Raw genomic sequence first — 20,291 nt, 5'->3', positions numbered from 1 at the left:
GGACCCCCCAGCCCCGCCCGGAGCGCGAGAGCGCGGCGCCACGGCGCCATCCCCGGGCTGCTGTACCGGCCCGCGGTGCCCGCCGACCCGGAGAAGGTGCAGGAGGTCGACCTGCGCGTGGAGGCCTGGGCCCGCGCCAACGAGCTGTTCCCGGCGGCCTGGCAGGGCGACTTCGCCGGTTTCCAGTTCGGCCGTGCCGTCGTGCTCCAGCACCCGGGGGCCGCCGACCTGGAGCGCCTCACCGCCGCAGGCAAGCTGCTGCTCGCCGAGAACATCGTCGACTCCTGCTACTGCGAGGAGGACGAGGGCCGCGGGGGAGCGCGCAAGGGCCTCGGCGGACGGCTGGTCATCGCCCAGTCGGCACTCGACCCCTACCACGGCACCCCCGCACTGGAGGAGGAGTGGCGGCGCGGTGTCCGGGCGGACGGCCCGCTGCGCTCTTACCACCTCGCGCTGCGGGACTTCGCCGTCCTGGCCACACCGAGCCAGACCGACCGGTTCGTGCACGACGTCGCCCGGCTGCACCTGGGCTACCTGGCCGAGGCCGCCTGGGCGGAGACCCGGTACGTGCCGCAGGTCTGGGAGTACCTCGTGATGCGGCAGTTCAACAACTTCCGCCCCTGCCTGTCCATCGTGGACGCCGTGGACGGCTACGAGCTGCCCGAGCAGGCCTACGCCCGCCCCGAGATCCAGCGGATCACGGCGCTGGCCTGCAACGCCACGACGATCGTCAACGACCTGTACTCCTTCACCAAGGAACTGGCCAGCGACCCGTCACACCTCAACCTGCCCCAGGTCGTCGCCGCGAACGAGCGGCGCGGGCTGAAGGCCGCCTACCTGCGATCCGTCGAGATCCACAACACGATCATGGCGGCCTTCGAAGAGGAATCGGCGCTGCTCTCCGCCACCTCGCCCCTCGTGGAGCGCTACGCCCGGGGGCTCGCCGCCTGGGTGTCCGGCAACCACGAGTGGCACGCCACCAACAGCCACCGCTACCACCTGCCCGACTACTGGTAACCGCCGCCTGTGACCCACCGGCACATGGCACCTGCACCACGAGGAGCAACAGTTGACCCACGCCCGTGCCGCCCGGCCCGCGGTCCTTCCGGTCCCGGCCCAGTCCACCTACCAGAGCCGGATCGCGGACTACTGGAACGCCGAGGAGAACCCGGTCAACCTCGAACTCGGAAAGATCGACGACCTGTACCACCACCACTACGGCATCGGTGAGGCCGACACCTCGGTCCTCGACGAACCCGATCCCGGCCGGCGGCGCAAGCGCATCACCGCCGAACTGCACCGCCTGGAGCACGCCCAGGCCGAACTGCTCGCCTCCAACCTGGGGAACCTCTCCGCGGACGACCGCGTCTTCGACGCCGGCTGCGGCCGGGGCGGCGGCAGCGTCGTGGCGCACCTGCGCTACGGCTGCCACGCCGACGGGGTCACCCTCTCCACCAAACAGGCCGACTTCGCCAACGACCAGGCCCGTGCCCGGGGCATCGACGACAAGGTCCGCTACCACCACCGCAACATGCTCGACACGGGCTTCGAGACCGGCGGGTACGCGGCGTCCTGGAACAACGAGTCCACCATGTACGTCGAGCTGGACCTGCTGTTCGCCGAGCACGCCCGCCTGCTGCGCCGCGGCGGACGGTACGTGACGGTCACCGGCTGCTACAACGACACCTATGGTCAGGCCTCGCGCGAGGTGTCCCTGATCAACGCGCACTACATCTGCGACATCCACCCGCGCTCCGCGTACTTCCGGGCGATGGCGCGCCACCGTCTGGTACCGGTCCACGTGCAGGACCTGACCGAGGCCGCGATCCCCTACTGGGAGCTGCGCAAGCAGGCGGACCACCTGGTCACCGGCATCGAGGACACGTTCCTGACCGCCTACCGCAACGGCAGCTTCCAGTACCTGCTCATCGCGGCCGACCGGGTCTGACCCTCCTGCACGGCGACACCCACGGGCAACCGCCCCTCACCGGCGCGTGGCAATCGCGCCGGTGAGGGGCAGCCGTGTCGGCAGCGCGGCCCACGCTCCGACCCGGATGCCTCCGTTGCGGTCAGGTAGGCGATGGTTGCGCGTCCCGGTTCGTATCGGTGCCGGGAGCTACCGGATGGCCAGGGGTCAGGGAACGGATGCGTGGTACCGGCGAGGGCAGCAGCCAGAGCAGCGACAGCGCTCCGCCGACGGCGGCGACGAGGAGCGTCACCCGGAGGCCGATGAGTGTGGCGAGGAGGCCGCCGAGGACGGCGCCCACGGGGCGTACACCGTAGTTGATCGTGCTGTACGCGCCGGCGACCCGACTGCGCATGCCATCGGGGATCACCGCCGCCTGAAGGGAGTTGAGGTTGACGTCGAAGAGCATGACGCCGACACCGGAGAGGAACTGGGCCAGGGCCAAGGCTCCGGCGCGAGCCCACAGGGGTCCGCCCGCGGCGGCGGTGATGGCGATCGGTGCCGGGAACAGCACCGCGCCCACGGCGATGCTTCGGCCGACGCCGAGCCTTCGCGAGACCTTCGGCGCGATCACCGCGCCAAGGAGCGAGCCGGTGGCGCCGATCCCGAAGGCCATGCCGAGGACTCCGGCGGTCAGTGCGAGGTCCCGGTTGGCGAACAGCACGATCAGCCCGCTGCCCGCGACGAAGGTGAAGAAGTTGATGGTCGCCACGCACCCGAGGCTCGGCCGCAGCACCGGGTGACGGATGACGAACGCCAGTCCCTCCCTGGCCCGCCGCAGCAGCGGGGGTGTCGCCCGGTCAGGGACGGCCGGCGGTTCGTCCATCGAAACCCGACCGACCAGAAGCGCGGACGCCAGGAACGTCAGGGCGTCGACGACGACGGCGACGGGAGCGGTCAGCGCCTGGACGAGAGCACCACCGATCGCCGGGCCGGCGACGTATGACGCCGACCGGCTGGTACTGAGCTTGCTGTTCGCGTCCACGTAGGAGGACCGGGGCACCAGGTGGGCGAAGAACGGGGGATAGGCGGTGTTGAACAGCACCGCTGCGGCGCCGGTCAGTAACGCCACGGCGTACAACTGCCCCAGCGTCACCGCCTCCAGCAGATAGGCGGCCGGGAGGGAGAGCAGCACTGCGGCGCGCGCCAGGTCGGCGAGGACCATCAGGCGCCGCTTGTGGATGCGGTGGTCGACCCAGGCACCGAGGACGATCCCGAGCAGGTTCGGGGCCCAGATGAGCGCGGTCAGCCACGCCACCTGATGGGCCGAAGCGTGCAGCGCCCCCACCGCGATCAGCGGCAGGGCCAGTTCGGTGATCCGGTCGCCGAACTGCGAGACCGACTGGCCGGCCCAGAAACGACGGAACCGCTGGTCACGCCAGAGCGATATGGGTACGGCCTGGTCTGCGGCGCTCATGACGTCCCGCCGGTCCGCTGCTCGGCGCCCTCGGGCAGGGCGTAACGCAGCAGCCTGACGCCACGGGCGTCGGCCGGACGCGCGGCCTCGTCACGCATCACGTAGGGCGCCAGGACGCGTTCGATCGCGTCCTCGATGGCGGCGAGTTCGTCGGCGGAGACGACGACGCGGGTGTTGGCCAGCCCCGCACGCCGCAGCCACGCCGGTTCGAGGCCGGGTTCGACCTCGGCGGCCCACCGGTTCGCCAGGTCCGCGGAGCGCACGAACATCTCCCGGGACAGGACCCGCGCGGCCGTCCTGCCCTCCTCGTCCTCCGGGTCCTCCGGCGCCTCGAACCGGAAGCCGCGCGCCACCGCCTCCCACCGCCGCTGGCGACGGTCCGGGCCGGGCTCGGCATCGCGGACCAGCCCGAAGCCCGCCAGATGCCGCAGATGCCAGCTGGTCACCGACGGGGTCGCCCCCACATCGGGCGCGAGTTGCGTAGCCGTCGCCGGCCCGTGCCGCTGGAGGCGTTCGAGGATCGCCAGCCGCACCGGGTGCGCCAGCGCCCGCATCGCCCGCGGATCAGTGATCTCGACATCGCCCAGACGGTTATCGGCATCCATGACGTGAGAGTCTCCTCTCACATATTGTGAGAGTCAAGTCTCACATCTCCGTTCCGAGCCGCTGCCGGTGCCTGGGAGATCCAGGTACGGGTGCCGGAGGACAGGTCGCGCACGGGCGATGACTTTGCGCTGGAGCCGGAGTCTCCTTCGTGAATGCCGTTGCCGCAGAGCGCGACCCGTGACAGGAGACCTGGCCGTATGACCGATCCGGAAGTGACAGCAGACCGTAGCCGCGGGACCGGGGTCTGGCCCCTGATCCACGCCGAGCGAGCGGCGCTGGCGGCCGATCTCGCGGATCTGACGGACGAGCGCTGGGCAACGCCCTCGTTGTGTACCGGCTTGACGGTACGTGAGGTGCTGGCGCACGTGACCGCGGGCGCGAGCCTCAATGCCGTGCGCTGGATGGCGGGAGTGATCCGCTGCAGGTTCGACTTCGACAAGCAGGTGGCCATGCGGCTGGCCGAGCAGTTGGGCACGACTCCGGCCGAGACCCTCGAACGATTCCGGCATGTCATCCCGAGCACCACCAAGCCTCCCTTGCCCACCATCGCGATGCTGGGCGAAACGATCGTGCACGGAGAGGACATCCGGCGCCCGCTGGGCATCCGGCACGACCACCCGATCCAGGTCCTCACGCAGGTTGCCGAGTACTACCAGGGTTCGGACCTCGTGGTCCTTGCCAAGGGCCGCATCGGCGGACTGCGACTCGTCGCGGATGACGGCCCGTTCGCCACCGGTTCCGGGCCGCTCGTGTCCGGCCCCACCGTGGCCCTGATCATGGCCACGACCGGGCGCGCGACCTACTGCGACGACCTCGATGGCCCCGGTGTGGAACTCCTCCGCAGTCGCTGCGGCAGTGCGTGATCCGATGCCCAGGCACTCCCACGTGAAGAGTGCTTCCAGCTCCGTACGTGGGCGCTGCGGGGACTTCACGAGCCCCCGCAGCGCTACCGGCCGCCGGGAGGGGAGGATCGCTCCTCACCCGCGCACGGCCGGGTCAGCCGACGGGGGCCAGGGCCACCCCGCATGCCGGCCGGAGCATGCTCAGCCGCGGTAGGTCTCCAGCAGCCGCAGCCAGACTTCGCCGAGGGTCGGGAAGGCGGGGACGGCGTGCCAGAGCCGGTGGAGGGGCACCTCGCCCGCGACGGCGATGGTGGCCGAGTGCACCAGTTCCCCGACGCCGGGGCCGGCGAAGGTGACGCCCACCACGGTGTTGCGGTCGGTGTCGACGAGCATGCGGGCCTTGCCGCGGTAGTCCTCGCCGTACTGGTGGGCGCCGGCGACGTGGGCGAGGTCGTAGTCGACGACCTCGATGCGGCGCCCGCTCTGCTCGGCCTCGCGGCTGGTCAGGCCGACGGAGGCGACCTCGGGGGTGGTGAAGACGACCTGGGGGACGGCTGCGTGGTCGGCGGTGGCGACATGCGCGCCCCAGGGTGCGTCGTCGACGGGCTCGCCGTTGGCACGGGCGCCGATGACGGTGCCGGCGATCCGGGCCTGGTACTTGCCCTGATGCGTCATGAGCGCACGGCGGTTGACGTCGCCGACGGCGTAGAGCCAGCCGCCGTCGACGCCGGTGACACGGAAGGTGTCGTCGACGGTCAGCCAGTCGCCGGGGGTGAGACCGACGGTCTCCAGACCGAGGTCGCGGGTCTGCGGGGCGCGGCCGGTCGCCAGCAGGATCTCGTCCGCGGCCAGTTGTCCGCCGTCGGAGAGCGCGATCCGCACATCGCCGTCTTCGCCGCCCTCGCGGGCCAGGGAGGTGACGGATGTGTTGAAGCGGATGTCGACGCCCGCTTCGCGCAGTCCGTCGGTGACCAGTTCGCCGGCGAACGGCTCCATCCGCTCGAGGAGTCCGTCGTCGAGGACGAGCATGGTGACCTGGGAACCGAGCGCCTGCCAGACGGTGGCCATCTCGACGGCGACCACACCGCCTCCGACGACGGCGAGGCGGCCGGGCACCTTGTCGGCGCTGGTGGCCTCGCGGCTGGTCCAGGGGCGGATGGTGTCGAGTCCGGGGATCGGGGGCAGGGCGGCGCGGGTGCCGGTGGAGACGGCGACGGCGTGCCGGGCGGTCAGGGCGACGGTGTCGCCCTCAGGGGTCCGCACGGCCACCTGCTTGGGGCCGGTGAGGCGGCCGTGGCCGCGTACGAGGTCGACGGAGACCGAGTTCAGCCAGTCGACCTGGTCCTCGTCCTTCCAGTACGAGGACATCTTGTCGCGGTGTGCGAGGACCGCCTCGACGTCCAGCGGGCCGGCCACCGCCGGGTCGAGTCCGGGTACGCGGCTCGCGTCGGCCCGCACCACCACCGGGCGGAGCAGCGCCTTGCTCGGGTCGCAGGCCCAGAACGAGCACTCGCCGCCGAGGAGTTCGCGTTCCACGATCACGGCGCTGAGCCCTGCGGCGCGGGCGCGTTCGGCCACGTTCTCGCCGACCGGCCCCCCACCGATGACGATCACGTCGTAGGTGCGGGTCGTCTCGTTCATCTCTGCTGCGTTCCTCACTGTTTGATTCCTCATTGCTTCGGTGACTCGGTCGGACACTCCGGAAGGGCGTCGGGGCCTCCGCCCCGCACGGGGTCGACGGGGGCGGTCCCGGGATGGGACGACCGTGGCGGCAAAGCCGTCTCACGGTGTCCGCGGCACCGGACCGCCGGGCGGCGGAGGGTAACCATCGCGCTCGCCCGGCGGTCCGGTGCCGGCCTGCGGCGGCTGTGTGGGCTGATCAGCGGCCGGGGAGGCGCTGCGAGACCTCCTGGAGCACCCATCCGTTGCCGTCCGGGTCGCTGAAGGTGAGGAAGGAGCCGTAGGAGGCGCGCTCGGGATGCAGGCCGGCCAGCTGCTTCTGGCCGACACGGTCGTAGGTGACATCCCCGCCCTCGTGGCCGTGGTACAGCAGCCCGCCGGCGTCGTGGAATATCTCGCTGACCTCGATGCCGCGGCCGACGAGCTCCGCGTGGGCCTCCTCGATGTCGGAGACGATGAGATACAGGCCTTGGAACGAGCCGGGTGCGATAGGAGTCATTCCCTCGCCGAAAATGATCGAGCACTCGGAGCCGGGCGGCGTGAAGTGCACGACCCGGAATTCCTCGTTGGCCGTGTAGTCGACGTCCAGGCGGAATCCGACCTTCTCGTAGAAGGCCTTGGCCCGGTCGGTGTCGGAGACGGGCAGCACGATCATTTCGAGCTTCAGGTTCATGGGGAGGTCCTTGGTTCTTGACGACTGCGTGCATCCCAGAGAACCAGCCCAAAAGGTGCCTCGGAGCGGTCCAGCAGGCCTGCCTTGGCCCTGGCCTGCTGGTCCAGGTACTGGCAGGTCCCCCCAGCGTCATCGCCGGGCAATGAGCGGCGGGTGCAGGTGCTGCGCGGGCGGAACCGGCGAAGAGGCTGCCGAAGCGGCCCCGGGAGGGCGCCCGGACGACGGGGGAGGCATGCGGCTCCTTGATCGGAGGCGCCTGCGGGCCGGACGGCGGTGGCCGGTAGGGGCAGCTCGAGGCGGCGACCGGCAACCCAGCCTCGGCTCGCAGATCCGTCAGCCCGAGTGAGGTGGAACACGAACGGAACTTCCTCGAGGGCCTTCTTTCGTGGCAATCCGGGGAGGCGAACATCGAATCCGTGACCTTTTGGGAGCCAGGATTATCGAAAAGCTTTTCGGCTACCGGCATCACTACGACGCGGGGCTGCGGCCGGCCCGCACGGGCGAACCCGAACGGACCGGAGCGCAGTGAAACGGCTCGTTCCTAAGCGACCGTGAGCACGATCTTCCCCTGGATGTGCCCTCGGGCGGCGCGTTCGTGCGCGGCTCGGGCATCCGTGAGCGCAAAGGTGCTGTCGATCGCGACGTGGACCGTGCCCGCGTCGAGCAGGCGTGCCAGCTCGGCGAGCTGCGCGCCGTTCGAGCGGACCTGGGTGCCCGTGACGGTGACGCCCAGCTTCGCGGTCTCCTCTTCGTCGAATTCCCCGAAGAACACGGGGAACTGGGAGCCGCCGCGCTTGAGCGTGCGCAGGAAGCGCTTGCTGTGGGGGCCGCCGACGGCGTCGAGAACGAGGTCGACGTCGTGCACGAGTTCCTCGGGACGGCTCTTGGTGTAGTCGATGAACTCGTCGGCGCCGAGTTCGCGCAGGAAGGATTCGTGTGCGCCCGACGCCACCGCGATGACCCGTGCACCCTTCCATTTCGCCAGCTGAAGCGCGAAGTGTCCCACGCCGCCCGCCGCGCCGTTGACGAGCACCGTCGTGTCGGCGTCGAGTGGCACCGGACGGTGCTGCGCCGCCTGGAAGGGCGACGGGTGATCGTGTCCGAGCTCGATCAGGAACTGCCATGCCGTGAGCCCGGCCATGGGCGCCCCGGCGGCGTGCACGTGATCGATGCCGGCCGGCTTGAGCGCGAGGTCCGACGCGGGCGCGGCCACGTATTCGGCGTAGGTGCTGCCGTCGAAGCTGGGGAAGCGAAGGAGACCGAAGACCTCGTCCCCGACGGAGAAGCCGTCCACGTCCGCGGCGACGGCCTCGACGACGCCCGACAGGTCCGTCCCCGGAATCACGGGCAGGCTGAACTTCGGCCGCACCTCCGGAGGCAGGTTGGACATCCCGTCGCGCAGGTACCAGTCGGGGGGATTGACGCCGACCGCGTGCACGCGAACGAGCACCTCACCCGGCCCGGGCTTGGGCATCGGCACCTCGTCGTACCGCAGAACCTCCGGACCGCCGTGCTCATGGAGCCGGACCGCCCTCATCGTGTGTGTCGGCATCGGTTTCTCCTCCCCGCGCTGCGGGATAGACTCATTCGGATCAGCGATCCACATAAACGGACCACTGATCCGAATATATGGACCACTGATCCGGATAGTCAAGGGGGACAGATGCGGGCCGACGCCAGGAAGAACCGCGACCACCTGCTCGCAGTAGCGGGCACCGCCATCACCGAGCAAGGCGTCGACGTGTCACTGCGCGACATCGCGCGCAGGGCCGATGTGGGACTCGCGACGCTGCTGCGACACTTCCCGACGCGCGAGGCGCTGCTCGACGCCCTGCTCCGCACGAGCTTCGACGAGCTGACCGCCAAGGCAGACGCCCTCGAAACGTCCAACTCGCCCGGCGACGCTCTCGTTTCGTGGCTGCGCGACTGCGTCGCCTGGACAACCGAGTACCGGGGCGCCGTGGTGCTGATGGCAGCCGCCATCGAGGACACCGAGTCCGCACTCCACGCTTCGTGCGTCACTCTGCGCGCGGCCGGCGCGCGGCTCCTGACCCGTGCCCAGGCCGCGGGCACCGCGCGGACCGACATGGACGGCGCCGATGTGTTCGCCCTGGTAGCGGCGCTTGCCTGGCTCGGCGATCAACCCTCGCTCGCGCCACGCGCCGAGCACCTCTTCGACGTTGTCGCAAGTGCGATCCTCACCCGCACAGCGAGCAGCAATGCCGAGGAGGAACCCCGCCCGTAGCTGATCGTCGCGTACGCGAGCCAGTGAGGCGGACCGCGACCGCTCAAACGCCTACGTCGCACGGTTGGCAGGCGAGCAGGGCGGAAGGCACGGTCCTGCCCCGGCCTGTTCCTACAGGTCGGCTACGAGAAGTCGGTAGCCGACGTCGAGCGTTTCGCGGTTGAGCAGGTCGGCGTGGCGCTCGTGCCACAGACCGGAAGACAGGTCGCCGGACAGCCGCGCCAGGCCCGGGCGGAGGACTTCCTCACCGGTCTGGGCGAGCATCGATATGCCGGCTCGCACTTTCGGGTTGAGGTACGCCTCAGGTCGGCGCCAGAAGGCGGCGCCGAATCCGTCGGTGCAGTCGTGCGGGACCGGGACCGTCTCGACGCGCGCGCCTCCGAGCAGCGCAACCAGCCGGTCGATCGGGACGGCCCTTGTGCCGTCGAACGCGGCCACCTCCGGCAGGTATTCGTCCAGCAGCCAGAACCTGCGGAAGACGGCCTGGTCCCACGTGAGGATGACGACGCGCTGCCGGGCGATCCGAAGGAGTTCCCCGACGCCGGCTTCCAGGTCGGTCCAGTGGTGCACGGTCAGCAGCGCCATCGCCGCGTCGGCCGAGCCGTCGGCGATGGGAATCGACTCGGCCGATGCCTGCAGGGCCCGCGCAGATCCGGTCGGACGTTGGGCGATCATCACCGAACTGGGCTCAACCGCCAGGACCGTTGCCGGTGGTTCGTAGGAACCGGCGCCGGCACCCACATTGATGACGGTGGTGGCATCGCCGAGCGCCTCGTGGATCCGGGCGGCGATCCGGGGATCCGGTCGTCGCGTGTGACTGTAGGTCGCACCGATGCGGTCATACGTCGCCACGACGGACAGTATGCCCCGCCGCTCAGTTCGCGGCGAAGCCGGAACGCATCTCCGTGTGCAGAGCGTCCTCCGACGCCCCGCTCGCCCGTGCGGCTGCGAGCGCCGTCCCTGATGCCTGGCGCCGCGGCGTCGCGTTCCTGCTCGACGGGGGGTGGGCCGGCGCAGCAAGCGTGGGGTCAGTTGCCCCGGCGGATGCGGGCGGCCTCACGGGCCGCGGCCATCTGGCGGGCCTCGGCCGTCTTGCGCGACTCCCGGCCGGGGCGTGTGCCCAGGCCGCGGAACGGGGCGCCACCGCGTGCCGACGCCTGCGCGGCCGGTGCGCCGGCGACGGGAACGCCGGACGGGGCCTTGGCCCCGGTGATCCGGCTCAGCGCCGCATCGCCGGATCGTACCTGGGTGATCGTCGGCCGGATGCCCGCGTCGGACATGAGCCGGGTCATGTCGGGGCGTTGGTGCGTGGTCACGAGGGTCACCACCCGTCCGGACCGGCCGGCCCGCGCGGTCCGTCCGCCGCGGTGGAGGTAGTCCTTGGCGTCACCGGGGGGATCGACGTTGACCACGAGGTCCAGGTCGTCGATGTGGATGCCGCGGGCGGCGACGTTGGTGGCCACCAGGGTCGTCACCTCGCCGGTCTTGAACCGTGCGAGGGCCCGGGTGCGCTGCGGCTGGGACTTCCCGCTGTGCAGGCCCGCCACCGCGACACCGGAACCCTCGAGGTGCCTGGTGAACTGGTCGACCGCGTGCTTGGTGTCCAGGAACATGATCACCCGGCCGTCACGGGCGGCGATCTCGGTGGCGGTGGCGTACTTGTCGGCGGCGTGGACGTACAGCACGTGGTGCTCCATGGCGACGACGGTCGCGGCCGAGGGGTCGACCGAGTGGACCACCGGATCGGTCAGGTAGCGACGGACCAGGAGGTCGATGTTGTTGTCGAGGGTGGCCGAGAACAGCATCCGCTGGCCGCCCGCCCGCACCTGGTCCAGCAGCTCGGTGACCTGCGGCATGAACCCCAGGTCCGCCATCTGGTCCGCCTCGTCCAGGACCGTGATCCGCACGTGGTCCAGGTGGCAGTCACGGCGCGCGACGAGGTCGCTCAGACGTCCGGGCGTGGCCACGACGACCTCGGCCCCCGCCCGGATCGCTCCGACCTGCCGGCCGATCGAGAGGCCGCCGACCACGGTGGCGAGCCTGAGGTCCAGCGCCCGGGCGTAGGGGGTGAGCGATTCCGTGACCTGCTGCGCCAGTTCACGGGTGGGCACCAGGACCAGTGCGCGGGGCCGCTTGGGCTCGGCACGCTGCCCGGCTGTACGGGTCAGCAGCGGCAGGCCGAAAGCCAGGGTCTTGCCCGAACCGGTGCGTCCCCGGCCGAGCACGTCCCGGCCGGCCAGCGCGTCCGGCAGCGTGGCGGCCTGGATGGGGAACGGTTCGTCCACGCCGAGGTCGGTCAGCGTCTTCAGCAGGGCCGGCGGGAGCCGCAGCTCGGTGAACGCCGTCATCGGCGGCAGGGCCGGGGTCGTCGACACGGGTGCCGCGAACTCGCCCTGCGGGGTCGTGGGGCGTCCCTTGCCGCCGGAGCGGCCGGGAATGTGCGGACGGGAACGGCCGGACTGGCCGGAGCGCTGGTCGTTCCGGGGCGAACGGTTCATGGGCGAACCTTCCTCGACGGGCACGCATCGAGGGAATTCCCGGTGGATGCGCGGCCGGGGAGTCGCCAGAACGAGCCGAAGACAAGACGGTGACCGACAGCGGGTGGTCCCGTCCGTACGGCGTGGGGTCGAGCTGCGTCGTGCGTGCCGGCGCCGGGTACCGACGTGCGGATCACACTTCCCCACGAGTTTACCCGCCCGGTCCGGTTTCCCCGGCGGGTCCGCGGTCCCGCACGGGGCGGCGCCCTTCCGGATCGGCCGGGACGACGGCGTACCCAGGACCCGGTGGCGCCCGCGCAACGCGGGGTCGCCCCCTTCGGTGCTCGTCAACCCGTACCTGCGGGGGCCTGAGAAAACCGGTTGCGCGGTCTGCGGGGCTGGCTAGGATCGTGCCGATCTGGAGTGCCGGGCGTGAACAACGGCCCGGCGTAGTGGGAGAGGAGGTGCGTCTTCGTGGACGCCGCCGTGACGCGGCGCGCTCGTGTGTGCGCGCCAGACGCCTTTTCCCGCTACCTTCCCACCGGCTGATGACGCGCGTTCGCTGACGCTCCGCCCGGTGGGTCCTTCCACTGGAGATCATCACCATGCGTGAGCGCTTTGCCGACGGCGAGTCCTTCACCCGCATCCGCCCCAAGGGCACCAGACGACGCAGTCACCGCGACGCTGACGAGGCCTTCGAGGAGGCCTTCCCCGAGTACGCGGCACGCCGGCCCTCGGCGGTCGGGGATGCCCACAGCACCCAGGACCTCCGTTCCACCGTCTTCGATTCCGGAGCCGAAGACGACGAGGACACCCTCGAGGAACCAACGCCCGGCCAGTCGACCGACGGCCCTGCAGAGGGTGACCGCTGGTCCACCTGGGACCGGTCGACCCCGACCGAGAAGGGCCCCGAGCCGCGCCCCGCATGGGTGGTGACGGACCTGGCCGCCGTCGACTTCGAACTCGGGATCGTCAAGACCGGCAAAGAGGCCGACGTCTTCCTGATCGAACGGGCGGTGCCCGGAACCGACCGCCGCACTCTGATGGCCGCCAAACGCTACCGCGACGGACAGCACCGCATGTTCCACCGCGACTCCGGATACCTGGAGGGGCGTGCCCACAAGGAGTCCCGGATCAGCCGGGCCATGGCCAAGCGCACGGCCTTCGGCAAGGAGGCCATCGCCGGCCAGTGGGCCGGCGCCGAGTTCGCGGCGTTGTCGCGGCTGTGGTCGGCGGGGGTGGCCGTGCCGTACCCCGTGCAGATCCTCGGGACCGAGATCCTCATGGAGTTCATCGGCGACCGGTCGGGGACGGCCGCGCCACGTCTCGCCCAGCTCCGCTCGGAAGAGGTCGATCTGGACGATCTGTGGGAGCAACTGGGCCGCAGCTTGTCGCTGCTCGCGCGTGACGGCTACGCGCACGGCGACCTGTCGGCCTACAACATCCTCGTCCACGAGGGCCGCCTGGTCGTCATCGACGTGCCTCAGATCGTCGACGTCGTCGCGAACCCGCGGGGTCTGTCCTTCCTGGAGCGCGATGTCCGCAACGTCGGTGCCTGGTTCGTCTCCAGGGGCCTGGCCGAGCGACGTGTAGAGGAACTGGCGCAGGCATTGGCCTTTGACGCACGGCTGGGCTGAACGTCTCCTGTGAATCGGCGTGTCCCCAGTCGCCGTGCACGCACGCCGACGCGCGACGCGGGCCCGGGAGCCGCTCCCGGGCCCGCGCGGGCGGGGATGGCGCGCCTTGCCCGGGACGGAAGGGCGCACCTGACGGTGCGTGGGGGCCCATGCCTGCGGTCATTGGAAAAGGGGCTGCGTTGGGCTGGCGAGCCGGGCTGCATGGCGAGGTGGCTGATCTGCTGTGGGATGACGTGAGCAGTTTCTTCGACCCGGACTCGATGGGGTCGTTGCCGGACGTGCGTGTCCCGGACGTCTCGGTGGAGGGCTGGCAGGCCGTCCTCGATCTCGTCGCGGAGAAGGGTTGGGAGTGCCAGTACTCGGAGGGCGAGGCCGTGCTTCCGGTACCCCGGGCGGAGGCCGTGCTGTCCCGCCCCGCGGATGCGGAGTGTCCGAACTTCCTGGTCTGGCCGTCTGCCGATGTGCTGGCGATCTTCCGTTTCCTTGACGACGAGGTCGTCGACTTCGACGTCGATCTGCGGGAGTTGCAGGGGCAGGAACGACTCGATGTGTTGTGCGGCTTCTTCCGGGAGATCGGGCGGCGGTTGGGCAAGCCGGTGCTGATGGACGGGGAGGGCGCCGTTGGCCATCCGATCCTCGGCTTCGATGTCGAGGCTGATCGAGTCGTCCTGCTCATGGAGCCGTAGGCCGGTTGGTGGAAGGTTTCGTCGCGGAGCATGGGGAAGAGGACATCGGCCCGGCCCCCGGTCGAGAGGTCCCGCCGCGACCCTGTCGCTCGCGGCGGGAGCCGGTAGCTCAGCTGTGCGAGACCGTGAGGCCGTAGAAGGCGACGCGCGCGCCCCTGGTGGTGCTGTCGGAGGAGGACTGGTTGTACGAGCCCGCCTTGAAGTACTGCTTGTAGGCGTTGAACGACGACGGGATCGCGTAGTGCGTGGTGCTGCCGTTCACCGTCAGGTCGATGGTGTGGCCGCCGGAAACGCCGATGGTGTACGTCCACGTCTTGCCTACGGACACGTGGCCGACGGTGTGGAGCGTCTGGCCGCCGGAGGGCGAGTTCTCGGTGCCGAGGACGATGTCGCCGCTGGAGCGGTAGTACAGCTCCAGCAGCGGCTTGGTGGACGAGCCGCCGGAGCCGAGGTGGATCTGCCCGACACAGACGTTGGAGGTCACCGAGACCACGCGCAGCGTCGCGCTCATGCGATGGCTACCACTGAGCGGCCAGTCCGCGGCGCTGCCGCTGCGGTTCATCTCGCGCAGTTCGGAGCGGGCGTAGTTGGAGTTGGGCGTGGTGACGCCCTTCTCGGGCGCCCAGAAGGTCATCGCGCCGTCGCGGGTGTCGGTGTAGAAGTACGAGTCCTGGTAGCCGTTCGCCCCTTGGAGGCGGGACGAGGAGATGGTGGTCGGTGAGCCCGGGGAGCCGACCGGCTCCTGGAGCTGCCACACCGAGAGATCGAAGTTGCCGCCGGGGGCGACCTTGGGGTCGGCGGCGAAAGCGGGGCCGCTGCCGATGACGACGGTCGCGACGGCGAGGGAAGCGAGCAGCGTACGCACGCGCATGGGGGACCTCCTGTCGCATCACGGTTCACTTACCTGAACGCGGTGTGTGGATGTGAACACCGGTCAGCTCGAGACCGTAAGACCGTGGCGTGGCCGCGTCAAGGTCTGCACCAATCGCCGCGCTGTCCGGGCGTGAGGCCGTCGCAGGACGGAGCCATCAGGTCCGCAGTGGACGTTGCCCACAGCGGTGGCAACCACAGGAAGCACCCGGCGATGTCGGGCCGCGCCCAGCGCCTGGTGACCGGCTGCGGCCTCCCCGTCGCCGTCATCGACGCGCCCGGTCGCGGCGACCGGCCGCGCACGGCGCACGACGAAGCGGAGATCGCGGATTCTGTTCGGAGCGAGGGCGGCCGACGAGCTGGAAGGCCCGATCGTGTCCACGGGGTGCACCCGTGCCGGGGTGGGCCCTCGTACCGCCCGGACCGTCGGCGGGGCCGTGGTCCACGTGGACGCTCGCAGGGCGGTGGCGCCGGTTCAGGCCTGGAACTCGGTGAGGTCGATGGTGTGCACGCGCAGGGGGAAGCCGTACTTGGGGTGTGTGGTCTCGCGCTGCGGCGCCATGCCCAGCTTGCGCATCACGTTCTCCGAGGCGTTGTCGCCGATCCTCGCGATGCCGACCAGCCGTTCCAGGCCGCGGTCCTGGAGCGCGAACTCCATCGCGGCATGGGCGGCCTCCGAGGCGTAGCCCTGACCCCAGAACTGTCGGCCCAGCCGCCAGCACACGGACACCTCGGGCATCACCTCGGGCAGGAACTCCGGCAGGGACAGGCCGGTGAAACCGGCCAGTTCACCCGAGGCCAGCAACTCGACGGCGAAGAGGCCGAAGCCCTCCTCGTCCCACTCCTCCTCCCACCGTTCGATGGCCTCCGCCGTGTGTTCCAGGTCGCGTACGGAGCCGTCGCCGACCCAGCGCATCACCTGCGGGTCGCCGTTGATCTCGGCCATGGGCACCAGGTCGTCGTCCTGCCAGCGGCGCAGGAGCAGGCGGGGGGTCTGGATCTCGGTCATGGGTTCATCCTGTCGAAGGCGAAGCCGCAACGGTAATCGGCGTGGCGGCCGCTGCCGTCCGCCGGCGGGCATCCGCCGCCGTGCCTGCGTCGTCTTTGGGGCGTGTGCAGGAGCAGGCCCTCGCCCATGGCCCCAGGGCGGACCGGCGCGCGGAGCGTCGTCGCGGGGGCGTCGACCGCGACCCGGGCGATCAACGCGGTCAGGAGCAGGACGCCGCGTGGAGGGACGGGGTCGGTTCCGGAGGTGTGCTGCGGTAGGAGCGCCGAACCACTCGCGCCCTGGTTGTACTGGCGGTACCGTCAGTACATGCCGACTCCCAAGGGTATGAACGTCCCGTTCGCGGACGACGACGAACTGGACCAGGTGCGCCGCGCGGCCACGGCCGCGGGCCTGTCCACCCGCGAGTACATCCGCCGGGCCGCGCTCAGCTTCGCCAACGCCGTCCCGAACGAATTCCTGCAGGCTGCGGTGGAGGCGCACGGCCACGTCAAGGACGCGTTCGCCGAGATCCTGCCGGAGGACGGACGTCCGAACGAGGAGCGCCGCTCCGCGGAGGCGGAGGCCGGCCGCCGCCTGGCCGAGCTCGACGGCGACCAGGCACACGGGAGCGCCGCGTGAGCGCACCCCGCCCCGACGGGGTGATCTACGCGGAAGTGCCGATGCTGCTGCAGGTCGCCGAGCACATTCTCGGGGACCCGCAGGCCGACGACCTGGGGGTACTTCCCGCCGCGGTCGCCCGCCACCGCGCGGAGGCCATGGGCCAGGATGTCTACGGCTCGATCTGGCTCAAGGCTGCCGCGCTGCTCCACACCCTGGTGAGGCTCCCGGCCCTCGAGCACTCCAACGGCCAGTTCGGATGGCTCGCCGCAGTCGCGTTCCTCCGCGTGAACGGCCACACCCTGACCTACCCGCCGAAGGACGCCGCTGTCCTGGTCCGCGACGCCATCGCCGGCGAGAAGTCCGTCAAGGAGATCGCCCTGCAACTTCGCCAATGGGGTACCGCCTGAAAGAACTCCCCGGCGTGAGGGAGCACGGCACGCCCCTAGGGCGCGGCATCAAACCCCTGATCGTGCGACGCGGCGTCGCGCCCGAATCCGGCGCGGGCGAGATCCTCTGGTCGTCGAGCGACCCTTGCCCGGCTCCACAAGTCCAAGCGTCTTTGGGCCCGTGGCGGCGCCGCGCTGGCCTCCACCACGGCCTGATGGAACTCGCCCGCGGCATCATCTGCCTGCGACGACTCCCGTACGTCATTCCGAAACGATCAGTTAAACTTCAGGGCGGCCGCGGGGGCTGCGGCTCGTTGCCGTGTGGCGACGCGGAACGGCCAGGTCGGCCGGTCGAGGAGAGCGGCCGGTGTCAGGGCCTGGGTCCGGACGGGGACGACACGACGCTGATCATGAAGATCCCGCGAATCGCGTGACCGCCGACGCGCGTCCAAGTGGTCTGGGGCGTCTTGCCCACCCGCCCGTGAACAGAAGACCCGCCACGGAGATGTGAGGTATGTCAGTGATCTGCGTCGGAGGCATGATCGGAATCGGCAAGACGAGTGTGGCCGAACTGCTCGCCAAGGAACTGGGCAGCGAAGTCTTCTACGAGAGCGTGGAAGACAATCCGATCCTTCCGCTCTTCTACACGGCGAGCCCCGAGGAGATCCAGGCCAAGCGGTACCCCTTCCTGCTCCAGCTCCACTTCCTGCAGACGCGGTTCGCCTCGATCAAGAAGGCGTACAAGCAGGGCGACAACGTCCTCGACCGGTCCATCTACGAGGACTGGTACTTCGCGAAGGTCAACCACGACCTGGGCCGGATCAGCTCCCTCGAGATGCGGGTGTACGAGGGGCTGCTCGACGAGATGATGCGCGAGATCGACGGTCTGCCGTACCGCAAGGCACCCGATCTCATGGTCTACCTCAAGGCGGACTTCGAGACGGTCCTGCACCGCATCGGGTTGCGGGGCCGGGACTTCGAGCAGGACGAGAGCCTCGTCGAGTACTACCGGACGCTGTGGTCCGGCTACGACGACTGGGTGCACAAGCACTATTCGGCCAGCGAGGTCCTCGTCGTCGACATGAATCACACCGATGTGGTGAACAACCCCGAGGACGCGGCCCGCGTGGCGCGCGAGGTCAAGGACGCCCTGGCGGCGGTCGGGCACCGGGCGAACGCCACCGGTGAGAGCGCCGAACGCGAGACGCCCACGGCGGTCCCCGCCTGAGCGGCGGACCCCCTCCATTCGCCCGACGTCCCGAAAGACCACGGATCCACCCCTGTGAGCAGGGGTGGATCCGTGGCCTTGTTCCGAGAGGGGGCTGCGTCAGTCCGCGGCGCGACCCCATTGAGCCTGGTGCAGCGTGAAGTTGCAGATCCGGGTCGGGTGTGAGTAGCGGTGGGAATGGTCGTGCCGGCCAGCCGGCGGTGGGCTGCGGTGGATGTGGCGGGGCCCTCCGGCATGGAGGGGCGTGGTGCCGGTGGCGTGCCGGGTGGCGTGTTGCCGCGCGGGAGCCGGACCGCCTGCCGGGACGGGCGGCAGCCGCACGTCGAAGGCAGCGTCTCTGCACGGGGGATGTGGGGGCGCCCTTCACCCAGCCCCGTCCTTGAACCAGGCGTTGGGGCAGCAGCCACTCGCCAGGCGAAATGGACCAGCCAAGACCATTGCATACAGTATTCCAGCCGGTTAGGGTCGTTCCATGCTGCAGATGAAGCCCAAGGACCTGGCCCTCCCGGTGATCATGAGCTCGGCGGCACGTGGCGCGGAGCTCACCCGCGCACGGCGGTGCGGGGCATGACGACGTACGGCGACGACGCGACGATACGGCAGATACTCACCGCTGCCGGCGACACTTGGGCCGTTGTGGGCCTGTCCAACAACCCCGAACGGGCCGCTTACCGCGTGGCGGGGAAGCTGCAGCGCCTGGGCAAGAGGGTGGTACCCGTCCACCCGAAGGCCGAGACGGTGCACGGCGAGCCGGGCTACGCGTCCTTGACCGAGATCCCTTTCGCGGTGGATGTGGTGGACGTGTTCGTCAACTCCGCCCTCGCCGGGGGTATCGCCGACCAGGCCGTGGCGATCGGCGCGAAGGCGGTCTGGTTTCAGCTGGACGTCATTGACGAGGCCGCCTACGCAAGGACACGCGATGCGGGCCTGCTGATGGTGATGGACCGCTCCCCGGGACGGGAGATACCCCGGCTGGGGCTGGGCTGACGCTTACCGGCCGGCCACTGCGCGATGGTGTCGGCAGGTTGTGCCGTGGCCCCGTGGTCGATGGGCCAGAGCGTGTGCGCATTGACCGTGACGCCACCCTCGTGCGGAAACTCAGCTCGGGTTGCGAGGGGATTCGTTGCGCAGCCTCCAGATGTCCTTCCACTGCCGGGCGTGAGCGGCGGCCAGCAGCGGGTCGGGCTCGTCGGCCCGCTGCACCGCGAGGCTGACCCCGCATTCCCTGCACAACTGATGGATCCGGTAGAGGCCGTCGTGCCAAACGCTGGTGTTGCCCCGGTTTCCGCATACCCGGCACGTCAGCCCGCGAGCTTCATCGAGCGGGACCGACGAACGGAGCACCCGCTCGACGACCACCGGCAGCGGCTCGCCGGGATGGATCGTCGGCTCGGGGCAGTAGGCGATGTTCCCCCATCCACGCTGCCAGCCTCGCCATGAGTCGTCTGCTTTCGCCTGCCGAAAGCCGCGTGCTTTGTCCGCTCGGCGGCTATGGGCATGAGCACGTTCGTCAGCGAGCCAGAGCTGTCGGGCGTGGCGCAGCTCCGCGACGGCGTGTATCAGCGAGCTCGGATCCTTCTCCAGATCCTTGGGAATTCCCGCGCTGAGGCAGAGGTGGTGATAGGTGGCTCGGAAGCCGTAAGGCGCGAAGTGGACAAGGCACGACCGCAGATTCGTATGCCGGACACGCGCGGACAGGCCCTCGTCGTAGACCCGTCTCTGGTGCGTGTTGAAGCTGCTCATCCCAGGACGCTACGGCCTGCCGAGCCGGATCGCACGTCACTTTGGCGGCCCAAGGTCTCGCCCGGGGCAGGGTCCTTTCACCAACTACTGCCAGAACCAAGTCAACGTGCCCTGTCAGCAGACCCGTCCCGGACGCGTCTTCCGGTCCAGGCACTGATGCGGCAGCACGTCGCTTGCCCGGTTGCCGAAGTTCGTGTTGCCGTTCTGGGTGTTGCCGGGCGGGGAG

At 70.1% G+C, this 20,291-nt stretch carries 20 protein-coding genes and 1 pseudogene; 11 read left to right on the top strand and 10 right to left on the bottom strand.

Annotated elements, in window-relative coordinates; genetic code table 11:
- On the top strand, window positions 1-1,017 hold a 1,017-nt coding region (locus PV341_RS32310), incomplete at its 5' end, for a family 2 encapsulin nanocompartment cargo protein terpene cyclase (protein WP_500359695.1).
- Between the two features lie 52 nt (window positions 1,018-1,069).
- On the top strand, window positions 1,070-1,948 hold the full coding sequence (locus PV341_RS32305; protein WP_500359694.1) for a geranyl diphosphate 2-C-methyltransferase: 879 nt from the start codon (window positions 1,070-1,072) through the stop codon (window positions 1,946-1,948).
- 121 nt (window positions 1,949-2,069) lie between these two features.
- Here the strand turns inward: PV341_RS32305 and PV341_RS32300 are convergent, their stop codons facing one another.
- Both PV341_RS32300 and PV341_RS32295 read right to left on the bottom strand, forming a co-directional pair.
- Window positions 2,070-3,383, bottom strand: coding sequence for an MFS transporter (locus PV341_RS32300; RefSeq protein ID WP_500328308.1), 1,314 nt, complete (start codon window positions 3,381-3,383; stop codon window positions 2,070-2,072).
- Window positions 3,380-3,988: an ArsR/SmtB family transcription factor gene (locus PV341_RS32295; RefSeq protein ID WP_500328307.1), complete on the bottom strand. Its 609-nt coding sequence runs from the start codon at window positions 3,986-3,988 to the stop codon at window positions 3,380-3,382. Before PV341_RS32295 ends, PV341_RS32300 begins: the two co-directional genes overlap by 4 nt.
- Before the next feature lie 198 nt (window positions 3,989-4,186).
- Between PV341_RS32295 and PV341_RS32290 the strand changes: the two genes are divergently transcribed.
- Window positions 4,187-4,852 carry a maleylpyruvate isomerase family mycothiol-dependent enzyme gene (locus tag PV341_RS32290; protein WP_500359693.1) on the top strand — a complete coding sequence of 222 codons (666 nt, stop codon included), beginning with the start codon at window positions 4,187-4,189 and terminating at the stop codon, window positions 4,850-4,852.
- Between the two features lie 180 nt (window positions 4,853-5,032).
- On the opposite strand, the gene PV341_RS32285 is transcribed toward PV341_RS32290, so the two are convergent.
- From PV341_RS32285 to PV341_RS32275, 3 genes are all read right to left on the bottom strand, one after another.
- Entirely contained in the window at window positions 5,033-6,472 is a 1,440-nt protein-coding gene (locus PV341_RS32285) for a dihydrolipoyl dehydrogenase family protein (RefSeq protein ID WP_500359691.1), read from the bottom strand.
- A gap of 238 nt (window positions 6,473-6,710) precedes the next feature.
- Window positions 6,711-7,184 (bottom strand): VOC family protein, encoded by a 474-nt coding sequence (locus tag PV341_RS32280; RefSeq protein ID WP_500359690.1) that lies wholly within the window; start codon window positions 7,182-7,184, stop codon window positions 6,711-6,713.
- Window positions 7,185-7,725: 541 nt separating this feature from the next.
- Window positions 7,726-8,736, bottom strand: coding sequence for an NADP-dependent oxidoreductase (locus tag PV341_RS32275; RefSeq protein WP_500328369.1), 1,011 nt, complete (start codon window positions 8,734-8,736; stop codon window positions 7,726-7,728).
- 111 nt (window positions 8,737-8,847) lie between these two features.
- Here PV341_RS32275 and PV341_RS32270 point away from each other — a divergent pair, with 111 nt between their 5' ends.
- Window positions 8,848-9,429, top strand: coding sequence for a TetR/AcrR family transcriptional regulator (locus PV341_RS32270; protein WP_500328301.1), 582 nt, complete (start codon window positions 8,848-8,850; stop codon window positions 9,427-9,429).
- A gap of 111 nt (window positions 9,430-9,540) precedes the next feature.
- Here PV341_RS32270 and PV341_RS32265 read toward each other — a convergent pair whose 3' ends face one another.
- Entirely contained in the window at window positions 9,541-10,281 is a 741-nt protein-coding gene (locus PV341_RS32265) for a class I SAM-dependent methyltransferase (protein WP_500328300.1), read from the bottom strand.
- A 176-nt stretch (window positions 10,282-10,457) separates the two neighbouring features.
- Window positions 10,458-11,927 (bottom strand): DEAD/DEAH box helicase, encoded by a 1,470-nt coding sequence (locus PV341_RS32260; protein ID WP_500328299.1) that lies wholly within the window; start codon window positions 11,925-11,927, stop codon window positions 10,458-10,460.
- A 584-nt stretch (window positions 11,928-12,511) separates the two neighbouring features.
- On the opposite strand from PV341_RS32260, the gene PV341_RS32255 reads away from it, so the two are divergent.
- Entirely contained in the window at window positions 12,512-13,543 is a 1,032-nt protein-coding gene (locus PV341_RS32255) for a serine protein kinase RIO (protein WP_500359689.1), read from the top strand.
- Window positions 13,544-13,752: 209 nt separating this feature from the next.
- Entirely contained in the window at window positions 13,753-14,229 is a 477-nt protein-coding gene (locus PV341_RS32250) for a hypothetical protein (RefSeq protein ID WP_500328295.1), read from the top strand.
- A gap of 109 nt (window positions 14,230-14,338) precedes the next feature.
- Here PV341_RS32250 and PV341_RS32245 read toward each other — a convergent pair whose 3' ends face one another.
- Complete coding sequence (locus PV341_RS32245) at window positions 14,339-15,100, bottom strand: polysaccharide lyase family 7 protein (RefSeq protein ID WP_500328294.1); 762 nt, start codon at window positions 15,098-15,100, stop codon at window positions 14,339-14,341.
- A gap of 177 nt (window positions 15,101-15,277) precedes the next feature.
- Between PV341_RS32245 and PV341_RS32240 the strand changes: the two are divergent.
- A pseudogene (locus PV341_RS32240) lies at window positions 15,278-15,476 on the top strand (alpha/beta hydrolase); the annotation flags it as partial.
- Window positions 15,477-15,574: 98 nt separating this feature from the next.
- Here PV341_RS32240 and PV341_RS32235 read toward each other — a convergent pair.
- Window positions 15,575-16,108, bottom strand: coding sequence for a GNAT family N-acetyltransferase (locus PV341_RS32235; RefSeq protein WP_500328293.1), 534 nt, complete (start codon window positions 16,106-16,108; stop codon window positions 15,575-15,577).
- Between the two features lie 306 nt (window positions 16,109-16,414).
- On the opposite strand from PV341_RS32235, the gene PV341_RS32230 reads away from it, so the two are divergent.
- From PV341_RS32230 to PV341_RS32215, 4 genes are all read left to right on the top strand, one after another.
- On the top strand, window positions 16,415-16,726 hold the full coding sequence (locus PV341_RS32230) for a hypothetical protein (RefSeq protein WP_500359687.1): 312 nt from the start codon (window positions 16,415-16,417) through the stop codon (window positions 16,724-16,726).
- Window positions 16,723-17,115 (top strand): type II toxin-antitoxin system death-on-curing family toxin, encoded by a 393-nt coding sequence (locus PV341_RS32225; RefSeq protein WP_500328290.1) that lies wholly within the window; start codon window positions 16,723-16,725, stop codon window positions 17,113-17,115. Before PV341_RS32230 ends, PV341_RS32225 begins: the two co-directional genes overlap by 4 nt.
- Window positions 17,116-17,608: 493 nt before the next feature.
- Window positions 17,609-18,322 (top strand): deoxynucleoside kinase, encoded by a 714-nt coding sequence (locus PV341_RS32220; protein ID WP_500328288.1) that lies wholly within the window; start codon window positions 17,609-17,611, stop codon window positions 18,320-18,322.
- A 567-nt stretch (window positions 18,323-18,889) separates the two neighbouring features.
- Window positions 18,890-19,309 carry a CoA-binding protein gene (locus tag PV341_RS32215; RefSeq protein WP_500359686.1) on the top strand — a complete coding sequence of 140 codons (420 nt, stop codon included), beginning with the start codon at window positions 18,890-18,892 and terminating at the stop codon, window positions 19,307-19,309.
- Window positions 19,310-19,420: 111 nt separating this feature from the next.
- Here the strand turns inward: PV341_RS32215 and PV341_RS32210 are convergent, their stop codons facing one another.
- On the bottom strand, window positions 19,421-20,065 hold the full coding sequence (locus PV341_RS32210) for a hypothetical protein (RefSeq protein ID WP_500328285.1): 645 nt from the start codon (window positions 20,063-20,065) through the stop codon (window positions 19,421-19,423).
- Between the last annotated feature and the right edge of the window lie 226 nt (window positions 20,066-20,291).

Source organism: Streptomyces sp. PA03-1a (assembly GCF_033792805.1).
Lineage (GTDB): Bacteria > Actinomycetota > Actinomycetes > Streptomycetales > Streptomycetaceae > Actinacidiphila.
Note: the sequence above shows the minus strand (reverse complement) of the source record. Positions and strands in the feature narration are given on the sequence as shown.

What these genes read in the sequence shown, in the direction of transcription:
- PV341_RS32300 (WP_500328308.1), bottom strand. Translation starts at nt 3,383, where the DNA reads ATGAGCGCCGCAGACCAGGCCGTACCCATATCGCTCTGGCGTGACCAG.
- PV341_RS32295 (WP_500328307.1), bottom strand. Translation starts at nt 3,988, where the DNA reads ATGGATGCCGATAACCGTCTGGGCGATGTCGAGATCACTGATCCGCGG.
- PV341_RS32290 (WP_500359693.1), top strand. Translation starts at nt 4,187, where the DNA reads ATGACCGATCCGGAAGTGACAGCAGACCGTAGCCGCGGGACCGGGGTC.
- PV341_RS32285 (WP_500359691.1), bottom strand. Translation starts at nt 6,472, where the DNA reads ATGAACGAGACGACCCGCACCTACGACGTGATCGTCATCGGTGGGGGG.
- PV341_RS32280 (WP_500359690.1), bottom strand. Translation starts at nt 7,184, where the DNA reads ATGAACCTGAAGCTCGAAATGATCGTGCTGCCCGTCTCCGACACCGAC.
- PV341_RS32275 (WP_500328369.1), bottom strand. Translation starts at nt 8,736, where the DNA reads ATGCCGACACACACGATGAGGGCGGTCCGGCTCCATGAGCACGGCGGT.
- PV341_RS32270 (WP_500328301.1), top strand. Translation starts at nt 8,848, where the DNA reads ATGCGGGCCGACGCCAGGAAGAACCGCGACCACCTGCTCGCAGTAGCG.
- PV341_RS32260 (WP_500328299.1), bottom strand. Translation starts at nt 11,927, where the DNA reads ATGAACCGTTCGCCCCGGAACGACCAGCGCTCCGGCCAGTCCGGCCGT.
- PV341_RS32255 (WP_500359689.1), top strand. Translation starts at nt 12,512, where the DNA reads ATGCGTGAGCGCTTTGCCGACGGCGAGTCCTTCACCCGCATCCGCCCC.
- PV341_RS32245 (WP_500328294.1), bottom strand. Translation starts at nt 15,100, where the DNA reads ATGCGCGTGCGTACGCTGCTCGCTTCCCTCGCCGTCGCGACCGTCGTC.
- PV341_RS32235 (WP_500328293.1), bottom strand. Translation starts at nt 16,108, where the DNA reads ATGACCGAGATCCAGACCCCCCGCCTGCTCCTGCGCCGCTGGCAGGAC.
- PV341_RS32230 (WP_500359687.1), top strand. Translation starts at nt 16,415, where the DNA reads ATGCCGACTCCCAAGGGTATGAACGTCCCGTTCGCGGACGACGACGAA.
- PV341_RS32220 (WP_500328288.1), top strand. Translation starts at nt 17,609, where the DNA reads ATGTCAGTGATCTGCGTCGGAGGCATGATCGGAATCGGCAAGACGAGT.
- PV341_RS32215 (WP_500359686.1), top strand. Translation starts at nt 18,890, where the DNA reads ATGACGACGTACGGCGACGACGCGACGATACGGCAGATACTCACCGCT.
- PV341_RS32210 (WP_500328285.1), bottom strand. Translation starts at nt 20,065, where the DNA reads ATGAGCAGCTTCAACACGCACCAGAGACGGGTCTACGACGAGGGCCTG.